20 protein-coding genes are annotated in these 20,968 nt (G+C 58.3%); 15 read left to right on the top strand and 5 right to left on the bottom strand.

Going from position 1 to position 20,968, the window contains the following annotated elements; genetic code table 11:
- Positions 1-3: 3 nt before the first annotated feature.
- On the bottom strand, positions 4-327 hold the full coding sequence (locus ABUK12_RS17630) for a DUF1820 family protein (RefSeq protein WP_410013068.1): 324 nt from the start codon (positions 325-327) through the stop codon (positions 4-6).
- A 225-nt stretch (positions 328-552) separates the two neighbouring features.
- Here ABUK12_RS17630 and ABUK12_RS17625 point away from each other — a divergent pair, with 225 nt between their 5' ends.
- Positions 553-1,179 (top strand): lysoplasmalogenase, encoded by a 627-nt coding sequence (locus ABUK12_RS17625; protein WP_410013067.1) that lies wholly within the window; start codon positions 553-555, stop codon positions 1,177-1,179.
- On the opposite strand, the gene tusA is transcribed toward ABUK12_RS17625, so the two are convergent.
- Positions 1,180-1,422 (bottom strand): sulfurtransferase TusA, encoded by a 243-nt coding sequence (tusA, locus tag ABUK12_RS17620; protein ID WP_410013066.1) that lies wholly within the window; start codon positions 1,420-1,422, stop codon positions 1,180-1,182.
- Between the two features lie 181 nt (positions 1,423-1,603).
- Here tusA and ABUK12_RS17615 point away from each other — a divergent pair, with 181 nt between their 5' ends.
- The 3 genes from ABUK12_RS17615 (at position 1,604) to ABUK12_RS17605 (ending at position 3,390) form a co-directional block, all read left to right on the top strand.
- Positions 1,604-2,269, top strand: a complete 666-nt coding sequence (locus ABUK12_RS17615) for a 7-cyano-7-deazaguanine/7-aminomethyl-7-deazaguanine transporter (RefSeq protein ID WP_410013065.1) — start codon at positions 1,604-1,606, stop codon at positions 2,267-2,269.
- Between the two features lie 47 nt (positions 2,270-2,316).
- A complete protein-coding gene (locus ABUK12_RS17610) occupies positions 2,317-2,751 on the top strand; it encodes a GNAT family N-acetyltransferase (RefSeq protein WP_410013064.1) in 435 nt (144 codons plus the stop codon).
- Positions 2,752-2,832: 81 nt separating this feature from the next.
- Positions 2,833-3,390, top strand: a complete 558-nt coding sequence (locus ABUK12_RS17605) for a DcrB family lipoprotein (RefSeq protein ID WP_410013063.1) — start codon at positions 2,833-2,835, stop codon at positions 3,388-3,390.
- 25 nt (positions 3,391-3,415) lie between these two features.
- Here ABUK12_RS17605 and ABUK12_RS17600 read toward each other — a convergent pair whose 3' ends face one another.
- Positions 3,416-4,630: an MFS transporter gene (locus ABUK12_RS17600; protein ID WP_410016694.1), complete on the bottom strand. Its 1,215-nt coding sequence runs from the start codon at positions 4,628-4,630 to the stop codon at positions 3,416-3,418.
- Between the two features lie 409 nt (positions 4,631-5,039).
- Between ABUK12_RS17600 and aegA the strand changes: the two genes are divergently transcribed.
- From aegA to ABUK12_RS17555, 9 genes are all read left to right on the top strand, one after another.
- On the top strand, positions 5,040-7,052 hold the full coding sequence (aegA, locus tag ABUK12_RS17595; protein ID WP_410013062.1) for a formate-dependent uric acid utilization protein AegA: 2,013 nt from the start codon (positions 5,040-5,042) through the stop codon (positions 7,050-7,052).
- Between the two features lie 18 nt (positions 7,053-7,070).
- A complete protein-coding gene (locus tag ABUK12_RS17590; protein WP_410013061.1) occupies positions 7,071-7,598 on the top strand; it encodes a 4Fe-4S dicluster domain-containing protein in 528 nt (175 codons plus the stop codon).
- Positions 7,599-7,759: 161 nt separating this feature from the next.
- Entirely contained in the window at positions 7,760-9,043 is a 1,284-nt protein-coding gene (locus tag ABUK12_RS17585; RefSeq protein ID WP_410013060.1) for an acid phosphatase, read from the top strand.
- A 239-nt stretch (positions 9,044-9,282) separates the two neighbouring features.
- The gene (proP, locus tag ABUK12_RS17580; RefSeq protein WP_410013059.1) at positions 9,283-10,785 is read left to right on the top strand and encodes a glycine betaine/L-proline transporter ProP; all 1,503 of its coding nucleotides are present in this window, start codon (positions 9,283-9,285) and stop codon (positions 10,783-10,785) included.
- Between the two features lie 96 nt (positions 10,786-10,881).
- Entirely contained in the window at positions 10,882-11,811 is a 930-nt protein-coding gene (locus ABUK12_RS17575; RefSeq protein WP_410013058.1) for a LysR family transcriptional regulator, read from the top strand.
- Positions 11,812-11,914: 103 nt separating this feature from the next.
- Positions 11,915-13,111: an MFS transporter gene (locus ABUK12_RS17570; protein ID WP_410013057.1), complete on the top strand. Its 1,197-nt coding sequence runs from the start codon at positions 11,915-11,917 to the stop codon at positions 13,109-13,111.
- Positions 13,112-13,155: 44 nt separating this feature from the next.
- Positions 13,156-13,773 carry a TetR/AcrR family transcriptional regulator gene (locus tag ABUK12_RS17565; protein WP_410013056.1) on the top strand — a complete coding sequence of 206 codons (618 nt, stop codon included), beginning with the start codon at positions 13,156-13,158 and terminating at the stop codon, positions 13,771-13,773.
- A 254-nt stretch (positions 13,774-14,027) separates the two neighbouring features.
- On the top strand, positions 14,028-15,167 hold the full coding sequence (locus tag ABUK12_RS17560) for a hypothetical protein (RefSeq protein WP_410013055.1): 1,140 nt from the start codon (positions 14,028-14,030) through the stop codon (positions 15,165-15,167).
- A 524-nt stretch (positions 15,168-15,691) separates the two neighbouring features.
- Positions 15,692-16,501 (top strand): hypothetical protein, encoded by an 810-nt coding sequence (locus tag ABUK12_RS17555; RefSeq protein WP_410013054.1) that lies wholly within the window; start codon positions 15,692-15,694, stop codon positions 16,499-16,501.
- A 15-nt stretch (positions 16,502-16,516) separates the two neighbouring features.
- Here the strand turns inward: ABUK12_RS17555 and ABUK12_RS17550 are convergent, their stop codons facing one another.
- The gene (locus tag ABUK12_RS17550; RefSeq protein WP_410016693.1) at positions 16,517-17,728 is read right to left on the bottom strand and encodes an NAD(P)/FAD-dependent oxidoreductase; all 1,212 of its coding nucleotides are present in this window, start codon (positions 17,726-17,728) and stop codon (positions 16,517-16,519) included.
- A gap of 288 nt (positions 17,729-18,016) precedes the next feature.
- Here ABUK12_RS17550 and pitA point away from each other — a divergent pair, with 288 nt between their 5' ends.
- On the top strand, positions 18,017-19,522 hold the full coding sequence (gene pitA, locus ABUK12_RS17545; RefSeq protein WP_410013053.1) for an inorganic phosphate transporter PitA: 1,506 nt from the start codon (positions 18,017-18,019) through the stop codon (positions 19,520-19,522).
- An 82-nt stretch (positions 19,523-19,604) separates the two neighbouring features.
- Here pitA and uspB read toward each other — a convergent pair whose 3' ends face one another.
- Positions 19,605-19,940, bottom strand: a complete 336-nt coding sequence (uspB, locus tag ABUK12_RS17540; RefSeq protein WP_410013052.1) for a universal stress protein UspB — start codon at positions 19,938-19,940, stop codon at positions 19,605-19,607.
- 583 nt (positions 19,941-20,523) lie between these two features.
- On the opposite strand from uspB, the gene uspA reads away from it, so the two are divergent.
- Entirely contained in the window at positions 20,524-20,967 is a 444-nt protein-coding gene (uspA, locus tag ABUK12_RS17535) for a universal stress protein UspA (RefSeq protein ID WP_162367300.1), read from the top strand.
- Position 20,968 lies beyond the last annotated feature (1 nt).

Genomic DNA, 20,968 nt, shown 5'->3' with positions numbered 1-20,968 from the left:
CGCTTAAGAGGGTTTTTTGCCGGGAAAATAGGGGAACGTGGTGACATTATCGCCAAGATCGGAAATACGCGCGCTGCCTTTTTCCGTCACGACATCAATACGGATCACCGCGTGCAGCGGAATATAGCTGCGGCTGACGCCGGCAAATTCGGTTTTCAGTTTTTCTTCGGACGGGTCGACCAACACGGCGCTTTGGCTGTAAAACACAAACTCGCCGATTTCGATAAAGCCGAACATAGGGCTTTGGCTGAGTTCGCGCACATAAAGCTGATAGTTTTTGCCGTTATTGATAAATTGAATCCGATATAAGGGCAGTTCGCTGCTCATAACCCGGCTATCTCCCACATTTCTGGGTAATTGTCATTTGCATGGAAAAATTCTGGCGCTAACATAGCATAAAGCGCCGTAACAACACACTCAGTCCCTAAATCTGGGTTAAACCCATATCGATCCCCTACACTGAATTTACGATCGTCATAATTTCTCTGCGCTAATCGTACCAAATGAGACATCAGGGAACGCCCCCTCACTGCACATAAGGATAAAAACACTATGCTCTGGTCATTTATCGCTGTCGTTTTTTCAGGTTGGTTGTTTGTCGACGCCACCTATCGAGGCCCGGTATGGCAACGCTGGTTATTCAAGCCGGTTACCCTGCTGCTGCTCCTGGCCCTGGCGGCGCAGGCGCCGGTGCTGACCGTCGCCGGTTACCTGATTATCCTCGGCCTGGTGGCGACCATGGTGGGCGATGCGCTGCTGCTGCTGACCAATGAACGCATGATGTACGTTATCGGCGCCTATTTCTTATCGTACCTGCTGTATACCATAGGGTTCGCCAGCCAGATGACCTTTACCGTCTTCTGGCCGCTGCCCGTGGTGCTGCTGATTATCGGCGCGGCGCTGATAGCCGTGCTGTGGTCGCGCCTGGCGGAGCTGCGCTGGGCGATTTGTACGTATATCGGCATGACCCTGCTGATGGTATGGATCGCCGGTGAACAGTACTTTGCCCGCAGCACCGATCACAGTTTTTCACTGCTGGCGGGCGCGTGCCTGCTGCTGCTGACCACCGTGCTGTGGCTTATCAGCCATTTCCGTTACCCTTTCGGGGCGGCGAAAGCGGTGATTGCGGCCAGTTATTTCGCCGGCCACTTCTTGATTGTGCGGTCCCTGTATTTTTGATTAGCCTTTGCGCAACAGATAACGGTAGGGTAATTCCCCGGTCGACTGCGCCAGCAGGGCATGTTCCATGTACCGGCAGAAGCCGGGAATGTCGCGGGTTGTGGCCGGATCGTCGGCGATGACCAGCAGCGTTTGGCCGGTTTGCATCTGGCGGACGGTTTTACGCACCATCATAACCGGCTCAGGGCAGCGCAGGCCCTGGGCATCAAGGGTGAGGTCGGCATCGGCAAAGCAGTCAGACATAAAATTTCCAGCGTTCGTGAGTCTGTGCAAGCTTGGCTGAATTTGATGATAAACTCAACGGTTGCATTTTAAATACAAGCAGGTATTATGCGCGCCGCGCCCATAAGTGGTTAATTAATAGCTGAACGGCGCATCTCTTGTTCTGGGTTCCCTCACCCCATTTATCAAAAAAAGGCCATATATGTTCAAATTTACCCCGCGCCAGCGGCTGCATGCGCTGCTCTGGCTGGCGCTGTTCCACATTATCATTATCACCTCAAGCAATTATCTGGTGCAGTTGCCGATTGCTGTTTTCGGCTTCAAAACCACCTGGGGCGCCTTTACTTTTCCTTTTATCTTCCTGGCAACCGACCTGACGGTACGGATATTCGGCGCGCCGCTGGCCCGCAGGATTATCCTGGCTGTAATGGTGCCGGCGCTGGTGATCTCCTATATCGTTTCATCGCTGTTTTACCAGGGGGAATGGCAGGGTATGGCCGTGCTCGCGCAGCTTAATCTGTTTGTCGCCCGCATCGCCTGCGCCAGTTTTATGGCCTACGCCCTGGGCCAGATCCTGGATGTCCATGTCTTTAACCGGCTGCGCCGCGGTTTTCCGTGGTGGGTGGCGCCGACGGCCTCCACGCTGCTTGGGAATATCAGCGATACGCTGGCGTTCTTTTTTATCGCGTTTTATAAAAGCACCGATCCGTTTATGGCCGCGCATTGGGTGGAGATCGCCTTGGTGGATTATAGCTTCAAGCTACTGATAAGCATGGTGTTTTTTCTGCCGATGTACGGTATCTTGCTGAATATGCTGCTTAAACGGATGGCACGGCCGGGCAATAACGGATTTCTCCAACTGAGTTAACCTCCATATTGCGTTATTCTTGGCTTACTCGCTTTTGGGAGATTGCCATGATAATTAACCACCGTACCGCCAGCGCGAAAGAGATCCATCTATTGTATGCTCAGTTGCCGGAGCTGAATGCGCACCACTCCCTGATGGATATCGAAATGCGGCTGCAGCACCGGCCGCATCAATTGCTTATCGCCGAGATCAACGGCCGCCCCGTAGGCTTTATTGCGGGATATGCCCTTAATGCCGGCGAATTTCACCTGTGGCTGGCGGGCGTTTTGCCCGATTTCCGCCGTCAGGGAGTGGCGCGGGCGCTGCTGGCCGCGCAGGAAACATGGGCAAAAGCGCAGGGATATCACACCATTAACGTAAATACGCGCAGCAGCTTCCAGGGGATGCTATTGTTTCTTATATCAAATCATTACCTGCCGACGCGGAACGGAACGCAGGATGATGAAGGGGAAAATCAGGTTTGGCTTGAGAAAAAGTTATGACAATCAGTTGGTTGCCTTTCCCAAGCGCATCGGATTATAAACAGCTGAACGGCTGAATAAATGGAGTCATTAAGGAAATTTATGCAGAAAGCAGCGAAGTATCTCGGCATCGGTTTACTGGTTTTCGGGCTGGCGGCCTGTGACAATAAAAACGATCGCAACGCCACGGTCGACAACGGCGCGGCGCATAGCCAGGCACAAACCAAAGTCAGCCTGCTTGACGGCAAGCTCACCTTCGCCCTGCCCGGGGATATGAGCGATCAGAGCGGCAAGGTGGGCACCCAGGCCAATAATATGCACGTCTATGCCGATGAAACGGGCCACAAGGCGGTGATCGTCATCCTCGGCGATAATACCACCGAAGGGCTGGATGTACTGGCCCAGCGGCTGGAAGATCAGCAGCGCTCGCGCGACCCGGACCTGCAGGTCGTCACCAATAAAGCCGTTACCGTCAATGGCCAAACGTTTCAGCAGCTGGACAGCATCGTCTCCAGCGGCGGCAAACCGGCCTATTCGTCGGTGGTCATCGGCCGGGTGGATAATCATCTGCTGACCATGCAAATCACCCTCCCCGCCGAAAACCAGCAAACGGCGCAAACCGCGGCTGAGTCTATCCTCAATACCCTGGTGGTAAAATAAACCGTCCGGCCCCCGCGGGCCGGCTCTAACGCGCCTGGCCGGACGCGTGGTTGCGCAGCACCCGCCGCCTGAGCGACAGCGTCATCAACAGTGCCAGCAGCACCAGCAGGGCGGCTGAAAGATAAATCGACGAAACGCCTGCATGGGCCATCAACACGCCCGCCAGCGGTCCGACGATACCCAGCGATAAATCCATAAACGCGGTAAAGGTGGCCAGCGCGCTGCCCTGGTTCTGCGGCGGCACTTCCTTCATCGCCACCACCCCCAGCGCAGGGAAAACCAACGAGAAACCGGCGCCCGTCAGGAACGCGCCCACCTCCGCCATCCAGGGCGAGCCTGAGAGCCACACCAGCAGCAGGCCGGCGGCTTCCACGCTAAAACAGGCCATGGAAACCCGTAATCCGCCATAGCGGTTAATACTGTTGGGAAAAAATAGCCGGGTGCCGACAAACGCAACGCTGAACAGCGTCAGGGCGAAAGCGGCGCCGTCCCAGCCTTTATCGCCATAAAACAGGGTAATGAAGGTGGCGATCACGCCAAACCCGCAGGACGCGAACGCCAGCACCAGCCCGTAACGCCAGATAAGCCCCACCACCGCGCTAAAGGGAATCTGCTTACCGGTGGCGGTCTTCACCGGCGGTTTGCGCACCGCCGCCATAATCGCCATGGCGCAAACCACAATGATCGCCGCCGCCATTAATCCCAAGCCGCCCAGATAGTACAACCATACCCCCAGCGGCGCGCCTACGGCCAGGGCGCCGTAGCTTGCCACGCCGTTCCAGGAGATCACCCGGCCGATATGCAGCGAGCCGACCGCGCCCACCCCCCATAGGGTGGCGCCGGTGCCGACAAAACTTTGCCCGATGCCCAGTATCACCCGTCCGGCGCATAACAGGATTAACGCCGCGACCGGCAGGGCGTCGCCCAGCAATGACAACAGGTAAAATACCCCGCTCAGCAGGCAGCCGAACAAGCCCAGCACCACGATGCGTTTCGGCCCGACCCGGTCGGCATAACGCCCGGCCCAGGGACGGCTCAGAAGGGTAGCGAGATATTGCAGGCTGATCACCAGGCCGGCCCAAAACGCACTGTAGCCCATATGGTTATGCACATAACCGGGCAATACCGCCAGCGGCAGGCCAATGGATAAATAATTCACGAAGTTGAAGACAACGATGGAGAGAATATTCAGATTAAGACGCCATCCGCTGGCGGCCTGCTGAGGTGAAGAACCAGGCATCGACATCATACTCACGGCAAAGGGCGGCTGTACCGGGACCCGCCCGGTGAACAAATAATTAACAAGTATAACGAAATGTCCCCGGGCGATCATGGTGGCGATGCCTAAATTTCCAGACATTTGCCCAAAAAAGCATCTTTTGCCGACCGGGCGATACCTGAAAATCCGCGCCCTCCCGCCTTGGGCATTTACCCCAACGACCGCCGGTTTATTTCACGACCTGCACAAAACGGCTGCATCCAGGTAGCAAAAGCAGCGAACTTTCGCCTTTCGCCGAGAAAAAAGATTGCATTAAAGAAACAGTAACCATTATAAAGATAGGGCTATTATTTTGGCGGCACGCCCGTACCGGCACGGGCAAAATACCTATAACGCTGCGCCGTGGGGCCTACCGCGGCAGGAAAGACGTATGAACCGATTTATCGTGGCAGAGTCAGAAACCTGTATCGGCTGCCGCAGTTGCGAAGTGGCCTGTGTTGTTGCCCATCATGGCGGCCAGTTCCCCAGCAAACGCGAATACTTTACGCCGCGGCTTAGGGTCATCAAGGGCACAAAAGCCAGTATCGCGGTTTCCTGCCATCATTGCGAAGACGCCCCCTGCGCCAGCGCCTGTCCCAACGACGCCATAGTGCGCAGCCATGATTCCATCCAGGTATTGCAGGAAAAATGCATCGGCTGCAAAAGCTGCGTTATCGCCTGCCCGTTCGGCATGATGACGGTGGTGACCGAGACCGTACAGCCCGCCAGCCAGCGTCTGGCCGAGGCCTATGAAAGAACCGAGGCGCAAAAATGCGATTTGTGCGCGGCGGAAAATTACACGCCCGCCTGTGTCGGCGCCTGCCCGACACAGGCACTGACATTGGTGGATGAGCAGGAGATCGCCGTGCGTCAGCAGCAAAAGCGCTTCGCCGCCGCGTTAAAAGATCCCGCCAGCTACCTGCTGGCCGGCGCACGCCCGGTCAGCTCGCCGCCCGCAAGCCAGGCGCGCAGCCGGCATCCCAGGGTTAACCTGCTTGATATGCCGCGCACGCCCAGGCTGGAAGCGGCCAAAATCCCGCTTGAACAGCGCAAAACCAGTTTCGCCGAAATCTACCAGCCGTTTAACGAAACGCAGATTGGCGAACAGTCCGAGCGCTGCCTTAACTGCGGCGAACGCACCATTTGCCAGTGGACCTGCCCGCTGCATAACGCGATTCCACAGTGGATTAAGCTGGCCCATCAGGGACGGATCCTGGAAGCGGCCGAACTGAGCCACAAAACCAGCAGCCTGCCTGAAGTCTGCGGCCGCGTCTGTCCACAGGATCGCCTGTGCGAGCAGTCCTGTACCTTAAACGACCGCCAGGGAGCGGTGACCATCGGCCATATCGAGCGTTATATTACCGAAACGGCGTTCACTATGGGCTGGCGGCCGGATATGTCGCAGGTGATACCCAGCGGCAAACGGGTGGCGGTCATCGGCGCCGGACCGGCCGGCCTTGGCTGCGCCGATATCCTGGTACGCAACGGCATTACGCCGGTGGTATTCGACCGGTACCCGGAAATCGGCGGGCTGCTGACGTTCGGCATCCCGGCCTTTAAGCTGGAAAAAAGCGTTATGAGCCGCCGGCGCGAGATTTTCAGCGCCATGGGCGTCGAATTCCGGCTCAATACGGAAATTGGCCGGGATATCACCATGGAGCAACTGTTAAGCGAGTTCGATGCGCTGTTCCTGGGCGTCGGCACGTATCAGTCGATGCGTTCCGGGCTTGACAACGAGCAGGCCGAAGGCGTGCTCGACGCCCTGCCTTTCCTGATCGCCAATACCCGCCACCTGATGGGATATCCCGATACCGACGAGCATACCTATATCAGCCTGGAGGGTAAAACCGTGCTGGTGCTGGGCGGCGGCGATACCGCCATGGACTGCGTGCGGACGTCGCTGCGCCACGACGCGCGCCAGGTGATCTGCGCCTATCGCCGGGATGAAAAAAATATGCCCGGCTCTAAGCGCGAGGTAAAAAACGCCCGTGAGGAAGGGGCGGAATTTATGTTCAACCAGCAGCCGCTGCGCATTGAAGTCGACGGGGCGGGCCGGGTTACCGGCGTCACCATGGTAACCACCGCCATGGGCGAACCGGATGAAAATGGCCGGCGCCAGGCGGTGCCGGTGGCCGGCTCCGAGCATTTGATCGCCGCCGACGCGGTGATCATGGCGTTTGGGTTCAAGCCGCACCGCATGAACTGGCTGGCGGATCATAACGTGGTGCTGGATAAGCAGGGACGGGTCGTGGCGCCCACGGTCTCCGGCTATCCCTACCAGACCAGCAATGCCAAGATTTTTGCCGGCGGCGACATCGTGCGCGGCGCCGATCTGATCGTGACCGCCATCGCCGAAGGGCGCAAGGCCGCCGAAAGCATCAGCTGTTATTTGCATGTGCGCTAAGGGCGGCGGGAGCGAACGATGAACCAGTTTATTATCGCCGACAGCAGCCAGTGCATCGGCTGCCGCACCTGCGAGATCGCCTGCGCCACGGCGCACGGCGGTGAACGCGGCATCAGTCCGCAGAATTTTGCGCCGCGCCTCAAGGTGGTCAAAACCTCCCGCATCACCACGCCGGTGCTTTGCCGCCAGTGCGAAAACGCCCCTTGCGCCAACGCCTGCCCCACCGGCGCCATTCGTTATCTCGACAATAGCGTCCAGGTGCTGCAGTCGTTATGCGTCGGCTGCAAATCCTGCGCGCTGGCCTGCCCCTACGGCATGATTTCCGTTAGCGCCGTCTCCGTGGCCGCGACCGCGACCCGGCCGGCGTCGTATCGGGCCACGGCGCACAAATGCGATATCTGCAGCGGGCGCGCGCGGGGACCGGCCTGTGTCGAAGCCTGTCCCACCGGCGCGCTGGAACTGATGCGCGCGGACGAATTGGCACGCCGGCTGCGGCAAAGGCAGCGGGATGCGGCCAACGGCGCGCTGCCCGGCCTCGGTGGATAATATCGCGGCCGCGGCCGGGTTGAACTGATGCCCGCGCCATGGCGGCAAACCGCCTTTTATCGCCAGTGCCCCGCTGACATTAAACTGTCATAAATCCGGCCTAGTTTTATTTCGTGATGTTAATTGCTTTTCCCCCACGAAATAAAACAGAAGGATTCGCCATGCGCTCTCTCACTTCCCTGGTTATCGCCTCCACGGCGATATTATTTATCGGCCCGGCCCTGGCGCAGTCCACGACCCTGGATCCGCGCCGCATCGTCGTCATCGTCGACGCCACCACGCCGGCCAGCCAGGATCCGCAATTTGTCGCCCTTGAGCAGCGTATCCAGCAGGACTTGCGCCAGGCCCTGCAAGGCGGCGCCGCCACGCTGGCCCGGTCCCAATTGGACAAAGCCAAACAAACGCCAAAACAAGCGGATAAGCAGTGGCTGGCCGCCAGCGGTTATGATTTTGCCGTCAATCAGAACCAGCAGGCCGACATCGCGCTGCTGGAGGAATTCACGCGGTTATCGCCGGCGGTACAGGCGCAAAGCCTGGCCACGGTCACCCAGATTAACCGCGACGCCACCCAGGGACAGCGCCGGCAGGCGCTGGTGGACGCCGAAGGGCAGAATTACCTGTTTTTCCTCGCCGACGCGTTGGGCCCGCGCCTGGGCAAAGCCTTTCTCGACGCCTATGAAAAAGGCGAAATCGCCAAGGCCGCCGCATTAATCAAAAACTCGGAAATCAGTACCTCGGCCGCCAAGGATCATTTTAATTATGACCGGCCCTTTTTACGTCCGGCCAATCAAATCCATCTGGTGCCGGACGACAGCGTGGTAAAAGACGGCCATCCTTATACCGCCACCGCCGGCGCTTTTCCCAGCGGCCATACCAATACCGGTTATACCGATGCCCTGCTGCTGGCGGAGATGCTGCCCGAGCGGTTTGTGCCGCTTCTCGATCGCGGCGCCCGTTACGGCTATTCCCGTATCGTGCTGGGCGTACATTATCCATTGGATATCATTGGTTCGCGGATGGTTGCCGAGCGCAACGTGGCGCATTTCCTGAATGACGCGCCATACCGCGCGCTGTTCGAGCAGGCCAAAAGCCAACTGCGCGGCGCGCTGGAAAAAGAATGCGGCATGGCGCTGGCGGCTTGCGCCCAAAGCGACGCCGGGAGCGACCCCTATCGCGATAGCGCCATGACGGCGTTTTATCGCTATACCATGACCTACGGCCTGCCGGCGCAGAAAACCGCCGCCAGGCCCGTCAGCGTGCCCGCGGGCGCGGAGGTGCTGCTGGAAGCGCCGCTGCCTGGCCTTTCTGGCGCGCAGCGCCGCGCGTTGCTGGTAAAAACCGCCCTGGCGGACGGCTACCCCCTGTCCGGGGGCAACGGCGAGCAGAATTTTTGGCAACGCCTTGATTTACATGACGCGGCGATCGGCACAGCGGCCCGTCGATAAAGGCCGGCGCGGCCTCCGCCCCATTGCGGCAATTCGGCGGCGGATCAAACCTGCGGAATAAAACGCCAAAAATGCCGCCATTGGCGCCAACCAGGCCGCTAAATTGACGAAATGAACGATATATTCTGCCAGCCTGGTCATTTCACACTATACTCCTCGCGAATTTAGTCCTACCGGCATCATGGCATAGTGACTGTCCAGGCTGTCGGGAGAGCGCTTATGGACCGAGGAACCGAGCAATGCTATTAAGAAAAAAACGCATGAAACCCATGCGAATACAAGACATCACGATCATCGACGACGTGAAGCTCAAAAAGGCCATTACCGCGGCCGCGCTGGGCAACGCCATGGAATGGTTCGATTTTGGCGTATATGGTTTTGTCGCCTACGCGCTGGGACAGGTATTCTTTCCCGGCGCCAATGCCGGCGTGCAGATGATCGCGGCGCTGGCGACCTTTTCGGTGCCGTTTTTGGTCAGGCCCCTGGGCGGCCTGTTTTTTGGCGGGCTGGGCGATAAGTTTGGACGGCAGAAAGTGCTGTCGGTAACCATCATTATTATGTCGGCCAGTACGTTTTGTATCGGTCTTATCCCTTCTTACGCCTCGATTGGCATCTGGGCGCCGATCCTATTGCTGACGGCCAAACTGGCGCAGGGGTTCTCGGTAGGCGGCGAATATTCCGGCGCAGCCATCTTTGTCGCCGAATATTCTCCCGATAGGAAGCGTGGTTTCCTCGGCAGTTGGCTTGATTTCGGCTCCATTGCCGGCTTCGTGTTGGGGGCGGGTTGCGTGGTGTTTATTTCCAGCATGGTGGGAGAAGACAATTTTATCAGTTGGGGCTGGCGGATTCCGTTTTACCTGGCCGCGCCACTGGGGCTTATCGGCATCTATCTGCGTAATGCCCTGGAGGAGACGCCCACCTTTCAGCAGCATATCGATAGCATCGATAAAGACGCCAAAACCACCCTCCAGGCGCCGCCCAAGGTGTCCTTTCGCGAGATAGCCACCACCCAATGGAAAAGCCTGCTGAGCTGCGTAGGCCTGGTTATTGCCACGAATGTCACCTATTACATGCTGCTGACCTATATGCCGAGCTATCTGTCCCATAGCCTGCATTATTCGGAAAACCGCGGCGTACTGATTATTATCGCCATTATGGTGGGCATGCTGTTTGTGCAACCCCTTATCGGCCTGATGAGCGATAGGTATGGACGCAAACCTTTTGTGATTGGCGGCAGCATCGGGTTGTTTATTTGCGCTATTCCCTGCTTTATCATGATCAACAGCGGGATTATCGGGCTAATTTTCCTGGGACTCTTGATCCTGGCGGTATTGCTGAACGCGTTTACCGGCGTGATGGCCTCTACCTTGCCGGCCATGTTCCCGACGCATATCCGCTATAGCGCGCTGGCCATTTCGTTCAATATCTCGATTCTGGTGGCGGGCCTGACGCCTACGCTTATCGCCTGGATTGTCGAGGAGACGCGGAATCTGTATATGCCCGCCTATTACCTGATGCTGGTCGCCGTTATCGGCCTGCTGACGGGGCTGTATATGAAAGAAACCGCCAACCTGCCCCTGAAGGGCGCCGCGCCGGCGGCCTCGGACAAAACGGAAGCCAAGGAACTGTTGCAGGAACAATACGATAATATCGAGCAACGTATCGAGGATATCGATAGTCAAATCAAGGAGCTGGAAATCAAACGGCAGGCGCTGGCGGTTCAGCACCCCCAAATTGATTAGCGATGCCCCCGGGGCGCACCTCACCCGGCACTGGCGGATTACGGCTTGAGACGGGTAAACTGCGGGCAGTGATATCCCATTCCCCGGAGGAATAGCGTGGATCGATTAGCGGCGATGGAAGCTTTGGTCTATGTCGTGGAAACCGGCTCTTTTTCCGCCGCCGCCCGCCGGCTTGCCATCGGCCAGCCGGCGGTATCCAAGACCATCGCGCAACTGGAGGAGCGGCTCGGCGTCAGGCTGCTGTTGCGCTCGACCCGCGGCCTGACCCCCACCGCGGCGGGCGAAGAGTATTACCAGCGCGCCAAACGGGCCATCGACGACATCAATGACGCCGATGCGTCGGCGCGCGGCGCGGGCCATGGTTTGACCGGCCGGTTGCGGATCTGCGCGCCGGTGACCTTTGCCCGGATGAATGTCTTGCCGCACCTCGGTCTTTTTTTGTCCCGTCATCCCGAACTGCACGTCGACGTCGTGCTTGATGACCGCAATATCGACCTGATTGCCGAGGGGATCGACGTGGCGCTGCGCCTGGGCGCGCTCAGCGACTCCAGCCTGATTGCGCGCAAGCTCAGCTCGGCGCCGCTGCAGATTGTCGGCACGCCGGCGTATTTTGCCCGCTGCGGCATGCCCCTGAAACCGGAGGATCTCCTCGGCCACCAGGCGGTGGTCTACACCCAAAGCCGGGGCGGCGGCGCGCGATGGGTTTTTACCCGTGGCGAAGAGACGCGCACCATTAATGCCCAGGGACGGATACAGGTCTCGGCCGCAGAGGGTATTCGCACCCTGGTGCGTTCGGGCGTTGGCCTGGCCATGGCATCGCTTTGGATGTTCGCCCCGGAGCAGGCGCGCGGCGAAGTGATTACGGTGCTCGACGACTGGCACCTGCCGATGATGGATTTGTGGGCGGTATTTCCCACCGGCCGTCTGGCCAGCGCCAAGGCGCGCGCATTCGTCGAGTATTTTGCCGCTATCCTCGGGCCGGGCCCCGCCGCCGCGCTGAACGCCACCTATTCCCCAGCGGAATAAAAGCTATCGATTTCCACGGTCTACCGGCGCACTCCGCCGACCGGTAGTCTTAACGTCAACGGTCATCGCGGTGGCGACGGCATTTCACTTGACGGAAAAAATCATGTCTATTGTAACCAATGCCTCCCAGAGGCAAACCGGCGTCATCAGCCAACTGTTGATTTTCGCCATGGCGGCGGCCAGCGGCATCGCCGTGGCGAATATTTATTACAACCAGCCGATGATGGTGGTGATCGCGGCGAGTTTTCCCGGTCAGTCTGCCCCCGGCCTTATACCGACCATCACCCAGCTGGGCTACGCGGCCGGGCTGCTGCTGCTGGTGCCGCTGGGCGATTTGTTTGAACGGCGCCGGCTGATTGTGCTGCAGTTCCTGATGCTGGCGCTAGCCTCGCTGCTGGCGGCGTTCGCGCCTACGGGCTGGACGCTGCTGGGCGCGTCGCTATTGCTGGGCATTGGCGCCACGGCGGCGCAGCAGATCGTGCCGGTGGCGGCGACCCTGGCCTCTCCCGCCCGGCGCGGCGCGGTGGTGGGCAGCGTGATGAGCGGGTTGTTAAGCGGTATTCTGCTGAGCCGCACCCTGGCCGGCCTGGTGGCCGAATATGCCGGCTGGCGCGCCATGTTCCTGCTGGGCGTGCCGCTGGCGCTGCTCGGCGCGCTGCTGATGTACCGCATGCTGCCTAAAACAACCGCGACAGCGCGCGCCGCCCTGAGCTATCCGGCGCTGATGGCTTCCCTGATCCACTTATGGCGCGAAGAGCCGCGCCTGCGCCAGGCGACCCTGACCCAAGCCGCGCTGTTTGCCTCTTTTAGCGCCTTCTGGACTATCCTGGCTATTTATCTGGATCATTCGGCCTACCATCTGGGATCCGGTATTGCCGGATTGTTCGGGGTCGTGGGCGCGGTGGGCGTATTTGCCGCTCCGGCCGCCGGCAGGATGGCCGATCGCCTCGGCGGACGCCCCGTGATTATCATGGGCGCCGCGCTGACGCTGATTGCCTGGCTGGTATTTATGGGCTGGACGTCGCTTATCGGCCTGACGGTCGGTGTGATTTTGCTCGACCTCGGCGTACAGAGCGCGCTGGTCGCCAACCAGCATGTCATCTACGGTCTGCGGGAAGAAGCCAAGGGACGGGTAAACACCCTGTTTATGGGCGGCATGTTCCTCGGCGGCACCCTGGGTTCCATGGGCGCGATGATGGCCTGGGAACGGGCCGGCTGGCATGGCGTGGGCTATTTTGCCATCACGCTGGCAATCCTGGCCGGCGTCTTTATGGCGGCTACGCCGCGCCATAGGGTGTAAAATAACCCTTGTTTGGGAAACGACCATTTCCTTATAATGGCACAATGAATACAGACACTGTTCCCCACCACGCCCGCAGCCCCGGGCGACCGCGCGGGTTCGCGATGGACCTGGCGCTTGATCAGGCCATCCTGATCTTCAGATCCAAAGGCTACACCGCCGCCTCCATCAGCGATCTGGCCCAGGCGATGGGGTTGTCGGCCGGCAGTATTTACAAAGCCTTCAGCGATAAGCGCACCCTGTTCCTGGCGGCATTCGATCGTTATACGTCCCTGCGTAACGCGGATTTGGCCGACCGGCTCGCCGCCGTCGCCACCGGCCGCGAGCGCCTGCGCACGGTGCTGCGGTTTTACGCCGAATCATCCCATGATATTGAAGGACAACGCGGCTGCCTGGTCGTCGGCAGCGCCATCGGGCTGGATACCTTTGATCCGGCACTGGCGGAGGCTGTCGCCGGGACGCTGCGAGGCAATGAAAACCTGCTGGCGGCGCTGATTGATCAGGGCAAGGCCGACGGTTCAATTAAACCCGGCGTTAACAGCGCGGCCGCCGCCAGGATGATGTTAACCATCCTGCTTGGGATGCGGGTGGTGGGGAAAACCGGCCGCTCGCTTGACGACATGGCGGAGCTGGTGGCGCTGGCGTTAAAAATCCTGGATTAAAAATACCGGACCGCCGCCGACAACCCCTGCAGTTGCCGTAAGAGATCAGAGTATTGTTCCAGGCCGCCAAGCTGTCATCGCAGCGCCGTGCGATGCCCGGCGGCGTCTGTGGCCTGATGCCCGCAGCTCACGTAGCCTCAGCGCTCTCCCTTTCTTGCCGCCTGGCAAAAAACTCTCTCCCGCCAGACTGCTTGCCAGCCCTGTTTTAGCCGTTTAGCTTTAGCCCCACCTTATGACGATAAAAACAGGAACGGATGATGGACCAAATCGCTTCGCCCTATCTCAAGGAATTTATCACCCTGCGCAGCCTGTCGGCACCGCAACCCGCAAAGGCGTTAACCCGGATCGCGAGCCATTTTGCCCGGATACAAAATTGCTGTGAAAGATGCGCGACCCTCTGGGAAAGATGGAATCAGGAAGTCGCTAAAATGGAGGACGGCATGCTGACCGCGCCGCATCCACCGGCAAGGATGCTGCATAGCATGCAGGCCAGATATGACATTGCCGAACGGCTGGTGAGCGCGGCGGACGAGAATATACTTGGCGTCAGCCTGTTAGTAACCGACCTGCACGAAAAACAGCTTCTCGACCATATCTTTGCGCTTGCGGGCAGAAAAAAACAGCATGAACAAAAACCGGAAGAACGCGCAGCGACTCATCTGTTCGCCAAACTACTGATGAGAGGCTTGCTTGATGAATTTTTGCACGCCAAGTTCCACCAGGCACAATTGGAACGAAGCCGCTGCTACGAGCCCCTCCTGAACGGCCTTTATCCGTTTCGTCGCTCGGACGACACGATATTGAAAATAAAAAGCATCAGCGCCGACTCAAAAAAAGTCGTTTCAGGCAAAGTTTACGCCAATGATGGGGTTAAACCGTTTATAACCTCGACAACGGCGCCCTTGGCGAGATTGAAATTATATGCGCAGGTTATGTTGCGCCATGCAGCATTGGATAAACCGTCGCGACCGGAGGCGGAGGCGGCGCCACAGTGGAGGGTGATGGCGCGCAGCCCGATCGCTAAGGATACCTGCGTAGGCGTGCTGTCAGGGACGCTGGTCGATGAATATCTTATGGCGCACCGGCAGTTTTTCAATATGGAATATATCGTCGATATTTCAGTGTGTGGCGGGCCTGACACTTATCTGGACAGTGATGGCATTTTGGCGAAAATAAGGGCCGGTTTCGCTTACGACGATCCCAGGGCTGCGCATAAGCCCGCAGCGGAAAGCTGCAATGTCGAGGCGGCCAAATTTTTGGCGGAACTGGCGGATGGCAGGAAAATTTATGTATTGGCGATATTTGCCTTAAGGAACATCGCCGCCGGTGAGGAACTGCGTATTTATTCCCTGACGCCGCCGGAATATAACACCACTGCCGATAACAGAACCTGATGAACAATAGCGGCTAAACGCGAAGCCGCGAACCCGGCGCGGGGAAAAATCTTATGTCAGCCGGCCTTGTTGTGCCGCGTATCCCCTCCCGATAAGCTCCGTATGAAAGCCACGGCCATGGCTTACCGGCTGTAAAGCAGAGAAGCGACGCGCAGCAATGATGATAGGGAGGTCCACTTAGTATGTACAATATTCATTCCCCCGGCGGCCCACCCGCCATACATTCCCTCCCGGCGGGCAAGGTCCGTCGGCCAGGCGGGCTGTCCAGGCTAACCAGTCACCTGAAGGTGGCGGAGAACTGCTGTGACCGGTGCCGCCCGGTTTGGCGCCAGTGGCATGCCATTCTGGAAAGTACCTTGCGTAAGGCGGGTGAAAAGGAAAAGCACCCCTATCGCGCGGTCAGTATCGGGCTGCAGTGTGTCCGGGCATTGGCTGACAAATTGATGACGCCGCAAGACCATGCCGCGCTTGCAGGAATGAGCATACACGTTAACCGCCGCCATGGTTTGAATTGGAGTGCGCGGTTGCACGCGCTTAAATTAGTGGATGGCCGGGCCGGGCAACCGCCCGACCAGGCCAGTGAAGAAGAACGCGCGGCGACGCATTTGATTGCCCGGGTGTTTATGAACGGCGTGCTGACCCACTTTATGAAAAGCGAGATCCGCAGCGCCATCGTTGCCAGGAACAGAAGTTATCGCCATGATATCAATGCCCTGCCGCCCTATCGGGACGTGGACGGCAATGCCGTGACGATCGTCCATCTCAACCGTTTTTCGCTGGCAACCACCGCCAATAACCGCTATGCCAATGACCAGGTAGTGCCCTTTGCCAGCGGAGATGTGAGCGGCGCCGATCGGGCCGCGCTTTATGCAGGCTTGTTGCAGTGCCGTAAGCTCACCAGGCACGATGTGCCGGCGCGGGAAAAATCCCTTATCGGCCAATGGGGGGTGATGGCCGCCAGGCCGTTGGCGAAAGGGACGTGCGTGGGAATCTACGCCGGTGTCCTGGTACCGGAAGGGGTGTGCGACAAAACCGTTTTCGATCATGACTATCTGATATCCATAGCGGCCGATGATCAGGAAGAGGAGATCATTCTTGACGGCGACGGCATCATATCCAAAATAAACACCCTGGTTGAATATGACGAGCATGGCCGTCCCTGTCGCCAGGCGCGATCCGGCTATAATGTGGAAATGGCCCGGTTTCCGGCGATTCTGGCGAATAAGCGCACGGTATCGGTTATCGCGGTGTTCACGCTGGCTGATATCCCCGCAGGCGTGGAACTGCGCTGTAACTACAAGTACCGGGATCATGAGATCAGGCGTCTGCGTTAAGTCACCGCGTGACCCTCAGGCAGGGTTAGGGCGTTCCGCGGCCCCCAGCGCCTGCGCGCAGGCCCACGCCGAGCTCCAGGCCCATTGGAAGTTATAGCCGCCCAGCCAGCCTATCACATCCACCACCTCGCCGATAAAATACAGTCCCGGCACCTGCCGGCTTTCCATGGTTTTGGACGAGAGATAGCGGGTATCCACGCCGCCCTGGGTGACCTCGGCGGTGCGATAGCCCTCGGTGCCGTTCGGCTGCAGCCGCCACTGCTGCAGGGCCAGAATCCAATCGGCCTGCTGGCGGTGGGTGAGCTGTTTTAGCGTGCATTCCGGAATGGCCAGCAGGGCGAACCACATCTCGACAAAACGACGCGGCAACAGTTTTGCCAGGGTGTTTTTCAGGCTTTGGTTGGGGTGTTCGCGCAATTCAGCCGCCAGGAACGTGGCTAAATCGGTATCAGGCAGCAGGTTAAGCGTCAGGTACTCGCCGCTTTGCCAGAAGCTGGAAATCTGCAATATGGCGGGTCCCGACAGTCCACGATGGGTAAACAGCAGGTTTTCCCGGAACGAGACGCCGTTTTCAGCAACGACCACCGCGGGCACGCCGATGCCGGACAGCACGCTTAACTGTTCCAGCAGGGGCTTATGCAGGGTAAAAGGCACCAGCGCGGCGCGGGTGGGGATGACCGGCAGTCCGAACTGTTGGGCAATTTTATAACCGAAGGGCGTGGCGCCCAGGCCGGGCATGGACAGGCCGCCTGTCGCGATCACCAGGCGGCCGGTTTTGATGGCGCCGCCCGGCAGGGTCAGGAAAAAATCATCGCCGCGTTTTTCCACGGCCCCTACCTCGCTGCGACACCGCAGCGTCACCTGGCCCAATTCGCACTCCTTGAGCAGCAAATCCACCACCTGCTGCGCCGAGTCGTCGCAAAAAAGCTGGCCGAGGGTTTTTTCATGCCAGGCGATGCCGTATTGCTGCATCAGGGCAATAAAGTCCCACTGGGTATAACGCGACAGGGCGGACTTGCAGAAATGCGGATTTTGCGAGAGGAACGCCGCCGGCTCGACATACAAATTGGTGAAATTACAGCGGCCGCCGCCGGACATGAGAATTTTCCGTCCCGGCTTTTTGCCGTTATCCAGCAGCAATACCCTGCGGCCCAGCCGGCCGGCCTGCGCGGCGCAAAACATGCCCGCGGCGCCGGCGCCGATCACCACTACGTCAAACTGTTCCACCATACTTGCTCTCTGCTTATGCCTGCTTAATCATGAAAAAGGGCGTCCGTCCGGCTATTGTGCGTTCCACGCGGGGGCCGATTGTAATGTCCCCGGTGGCCTTATGCCAACGTAACAGGATGATAAAATCAGTAAGCATAGTTATCCTCATGATTTTACAGAGTAAAGTGCGGACAAGCCCGCGCAGTCCCGACAGAAATGTCATAAAAAGGTCATATTTCTCTTTTCCACGGCCCCTGTTGTCGCAGATAATGCGCCCCGTTCATGTCCAATCTATGGCGTAACCCTATGCTACATCTATTTACCGGCCTGGAGTTTCATACCGGTCTTATGCTGGTGCTCGCATTGATTTTTGTCCTGGTATATGAAGCCATCAACGGGTTTCATGATACCGCCAATGCGGTAGCAACCGTAATCTACACACGTGCCCTGCGCTCGCAGCTGGCCGTGGGCATGTCGGGAATCTTCAATTTTCTCGGCGTACTGCTCGGCGGCCTGAGCGTGGCGTATGCCATCGTGCATCTGCTGCCGGTCGACCTGTTGTTAAACGTCAGCTCCACCCACGGCCTGGCAATGATGTTTTCCATGCTGTTGGCGGCCATTATCTGGAACCTGGGAACCTGGTACTTCGGTTTGCCGGCCTCCAGCTCGCATACCTTGATTGGCGCCATTATCGGCATCGGCCTGACCAACGCCATGGTAACCGACTCGTCGGTGCTGGACGCGCTGAATATCCCGAAGCTTATCGAGATCTTCCTGTCGCTGATCATTTCGCCCATCGTCGGGCTGGTGGTGGCCGGTATCATGGTCTTCGCGCTGCGCCGTTACTGGAGCAGCACCCCGAAACGGCGCCGCATTCATTTGACGCCGGCGGAACGGGAGAAGAAAGACGGCAAACGCAAACCGCCGTTCTGGACCCGCACTGCGCTTATCCTGTCGGCCGCCGGGGTGAGTTTTGCCCACGGCGCCAATGACGGACAGAAAGGTATCGGCCTGATCATGCTGGTATTGATAGGCGTCGCGCCGGCCGGGTTCGTGGTGAATATGAATTCCACCGGTTATGATATCGCCCGCACCCGCGACGCGGTCGGCAACCTGCAGCAATTTTACCTGCAGCATCAAGGCGCCCTGCCGCAGGTGGTTAACGCCGAACCGCCGGCGATTCCGACGCCGGATGTCAACGCCCTGCCGTCCACGCCGGCCGAGTTTCACTGCGACAGTTCCCGGGCGCTGCTGGCCATCACCCGCGCCATGGCGCTGCTGGATAATTTGCAGAGCTACGATAAGATCACGCCCTTCGAGCGCGCGCATGTGCGCCGCCTGTTGATGTGCGTCGCCGATACCGCGGACCGGACCGCCAAGCTGCCGCAAACCACCGGCGAAGATAAACGCTTCCTGAATAATTTGCGTAAGGATCTGCTGGCAACCGTGGAGTACGCGCCGCTGTGGATTATCGTTGCCGTGGCGCTGGCCTTGTCGCTGGGCACCATGATTGGCTGGCGGCGCGTTGCCACCACCATCGGCGAAAAGATCGGCAAGAAGGGCATGACCTACGCGCAGGGACTGTCGGCGCAGATGACCGCCGCCGTGTCCATCGGCGCCGCCAGCTATACCGGCATGCCGGTTTCCACCACCCATGTATTGTCCTCCGCGGTGGCGGGCACCATGCTGGTGGACGGCGGCGGCGTCCAGGGTAAGACCGTGCAAAATATCCTGCTGGCGTGGGTACTCACCCTGCCGGTGGCTATCGTGCTCTCGGGTAGTCTTTACTGGCTGGCATTGAAGCTGATTTAACGCATCCGGCAGGCGTAGTGAAAAGGGCGGCCTGCGGGTCGCCTTTTTAATTGTTTGATTCCCAGCACGGTTTCTTTACGTCTCAGTGCCAGATAGCCAGGGCAATCAGGCTGACGACGATGAATCCGCACAGCGCGCTGGTCAGCATAAATTGCCGGCGCACCCGCTCGCAGCGGCGGATAAATTCCGGATCGTGATGATCGAGATACCGCTGGGCAATGATGTAGCGTACCAGCCTGAGCTGCTTGCTGGGCTGTCCGTGCGCGGTGAAAAACCCGCCGCCGTCCACGTACTGGTAGAGCAGCGGATCGCACCCCCGCAGTACCACCAATAATGCCCGCAACGATGAGTAATAACGCGCCATATTAACGACACAGACGACACATAAAGCCCAGAAAAGCGCAACGGTGTTGATCATAAATCCCCCCCGGCAACGCGACTCCACACAACCTTCCGACATCCGGGCCGGCAGCGGTTTACGCGCGATAGCAACTAACCACAGAGCTGAAGAAGCCCACCCCAAAAATTGATATAACCGAGAATGGATATACGCAGTAAAAATACTGCCGGACCTTGCAATATTGAGTGTAGAAAAGTTTGTCTAAAGAAAGCAATCGAAGCGACAAAAATTGTTCTTTTAGCCGGTTTTTTTTCAGCAACGCGACCGCGCCTTGCCGGGTCACCCCGGCATACGGGCTACGTCGCATCCTCCCCGGATAATGCGCGATGCCCTTTCTAATAAAAGCTATACTAAATTTAGTGCGTTGAAAAATTAATAATTATAATTCAATTATGTTAGTTATTGCTGTTAAGGTTTTACCGCCGGAGTATCGCCCCAGCCGAAAATGCTGGGCGGGTTGATAAATATCATACGGATAGGTGTGATCACGGCATCACTTCTGGAACGCCGCCGAGTGTTAAACTTAAGGCGTCACAGACATGCCGGATGAGTACCCACGTCGCGCGGAGTTAACGAGTGACATTTTGCAAGGAGTCTGATTATGTCTTATAAACACATCCTTATCGCCGTTGACCTTTCACCGGAAAGCAATGTGTTGGTGGAAAAAGCAGTATCGATGGCCAGACCGTACAACGCGAAGATTTCGTTGATCCATGTTGACGTCAATTATTCCGATCTCTATACCGGACTTATCGACGTCAATCTCGGGGATATGCAAAAACGCATCTCCGAGGAAACCCAAAATGCGATGACGCAGCTGTCGCAGAACGCCCATTATCCGATTGCCGAAATCCTCAGCGGCAGCGGCGATTTAGGCCAGGTGCTGGTGGATGCCATCAATAAGTACGATGTCGATCTGGTCCTGTGCGGACATCATCAGGATTTCTGGAGCAAGCTGATGTCGTCGGCCCGCCAGCTGATCAACACCGTCCATGTGGATATGCTGATCGTGCCGTTGAACGACGAAGAAGTCTACGAGGATTAAG

The organism is Sodalis sp. C49 (genome assembly GCF_046352915.1).
GTDB lineage: Bacteria > Pseudomonadota > Gammaproteobacteria > Enterobacterales > Enterobacteriaceae > Acerihabitans.
The sequence above is the reverse complement of the archived record's forward strand: the minus strand, read 5'-3'. Positions and strand labels throughout refer to the sequence as shown.

Excerpts from the sequence above, each read along its gene's own strand:
- ABUK12_RS17630 (WP_410013068.1), bottom strand. The coding sequence starts at position 327 with ATGAGCAGCGAACTGCCCTTATATCGGATTCAATTTATCAATAACGGC.
- ABUK12_RS17625 (WP_410013067.1), top strand. The coding sequence starts at position 553 with ATGCTCTGGTCATTTATCGCTGTCGTTTTTTCAGGTTGGTTGTTTGTC.
- tusA (WP_410013066.1), bottom strand. The coding sequence starts at position 1,422 with ATGTCTGACTGCTTTGCCGATGCCGACCTCACCCTTGATGCCCAGGGC.
- ABUK12_RS17615 (WP_410013065.1), top strand. The coding sequence starts at position 1,604 with ATGTTCAAATTTACCCCGCGCCAGCGGCTGCATGCGCTGCTCTGGCTG.
- ABUK12_RS17610 (WP_410013064.1), top strand. The coding sequence starts at position 2,317 with ATGATAATTAACCACCGTACCGCCAGCGCGAAAGAGATCCATCTATTG.
- ABUK12_RS17605 (WP_410013063.1), top strand. The coding sequence starts at position 2,833 with ATGCAGAAAGCAGCGAAGTATCTCGGCATCGGTTTACTGGTTTTCGGG.
- ABUK12_RS17600 (WP_410016694.1), bottom strand. The coding sequence starts at position 4,630 with ATGCCTGGTTCTTCACCTCAGCAGGCCGCCAGCGGATGGCGTCTTAAT.
- aegA (WP_410013062.1), top strand. The coding sequence starts at position 5,040 with ATGAACCGATTTATCGTGGCAGAGTCAGAAACCTGTATCGGCTGCCGC.
- ABUK12_RS17590 (WP_410013061.1), top strand. The coding sequence starts at position 7,071 with ATGAACCAGTTTATTATCGCCGACAGCAGCCAGTGCATCGGCTGCCGC.
- ABUK12_RS17585 (WP_410013060.1), top strand. The coding sequence starts at position 7,760 with ATGCGCTCTCTCACTTCCCTGGTTATCGCCTCCACGGCGATATTATTT.
- proP (WP_410013059.1), top strand. The coding sequence starts at position 9,283 with ATGCTATTAAGAAAAAAACGCATGAAACCCATGCGAATACAAGACATC.
- ABUK12_RS17570 (WP_410013057.1), top strand. The coding sequence starts at position 11,915 with ATGTCTATTGTAACCAATGCCTCCCAGAGGCAAACCGGCGTCATCAGC.
- ABUK12_RS17565 (WP_410013056.1), top strand. The coding sequence starts at position 13,156 with ATGAATACAGACACTGTTCCCCACCACGCCCGCAGCCCCGGGCGACCG.
- ABUK12_RS17560 (WP_410013055.1), top strand. The coding sequence starts at position 14,028 with ATGATGGACCAAATCGCTTCGCCCTATCTCAAGGAATTTATCACCCTG.
- pitA (WP_410013053.1), top strand. The coding sequence starts at position 18,017 with ATGCTACATCTATTTACCGGCCTGGAGTTTCATACCGGTCTTATGCTG.
- uspB (WP_410013052.1), bottom strand. The coding sequence starts at position 19,940 with ATGATCAACACCGTTGCGCTTTTCTGGGCTTTATGTGTCGTCTGTGTC.
- uspA (WP_162367300.1), top strand. The coding sequence starts at position 20,524 with ATGTCTTATAAACACATCCTTATCGCCGTTGACCTTTCACCGGAAAGC.